1 protein-coding gene is annotated in these 1015 nt (G+C 33.2%); it reads left to right on the top strand.

The genetic code is table 11. The features are described 5' to 3' along the window. The coding region (locus tag D9T19_RS14385; RefSeq protein WP_121628936.1) for an Opr family porin at window positions 1-1014 on the top strand (1014 nt) is incomplete at its 5' end. Window position 1015: the final 1 nt, after the last annotated feature.

Here is a 1015-nt window from a genome sequence, read left to right on the forward strand (position 1 = left end):
GCATTTGCTGCAGATACAATAGATGAAGCATTTAAAACAGGAACAGTATCAGGATCTTTAACAGCATATGCTTTAGAGCATGATGGAAAAGGTGGTCTGTCTGATGAAACTTCTGGTTTTGCAACAATTAATTTAGGATATGAAACTGCAACATATAAAGGTTTTAGTGCTAAAGCTGCTTTTGAAGCTGGTCATGCAATTGATGATGCTACTTTAGCTAATGATGCTTTAATGACAGAAGCTTACATTAGATATGCTAATGATATGTTTTCTTTAACTGTTGGTAGACAAGCTATTGATTTAGAATGGTTAGGTGATTATAATGAAGCTGTTGTTGCTGGAATTACTGCTATTCCTGATACAACTATAGTTTTAGGTTATGTTAACCAACAAGCTGCTGCTGATGAAGATGAAATTGGTGATTTCACTGATTTAGGTGTTACTGATGGTGCATACGTTGTTGATGCTAAATATACAGGATTTGATGGTGTTGAATTAAACCCTTATTTTTATTCAGCAGTTGATGTTGCAGATTTTTATGGTTTAAAAGCTACTTATACATCTGATATGTTTGGATTAGTTGCACAATATGCAGCATCAAGTGAAGATTTTGGACCAGATGGTTCAATTGGAAATGTTGAATTAAGTACTAGTATCGCAGGTGTTTCTGCAGCTGTTGGTTATATTAAAACTGATGATACAGCAGGTGTTGGAAGTATTGCAACTTATGGTGATAATATCACTCCATTTGATAATGGTGATGATAACTATGCAATAGATGCTGAAACAACATATGGTTCTTTAGGATACACAATTGCAGGAGTTGAATTAGGTGCATTATATGGTGAAACTGATTTTGTTGCTAATTCAGAATCAAGTGAGTTAAACTTAATGGCTGGTTATTCATTTAGTGATTCTTTATCTTTAGGATTATTATATGTTGATTATGATTTAGAAGGTTCTTCTGCTTCTGATTATAAAGAATACTCTGCTACTTTAGCTTATACTTTTTAAT

Origin of the sequence: Poseidonibacter antarcticus (assembly GCF_003667345.1) — a bacterium.
In the GTDB taxonomy this organism is placed as follows: Bacteria; Campylobacterota; Campylobacteria; order Campylobacterales; family Arcobacteraceae; genus Poseidonibacter; species Poseidonibacter antarcticus.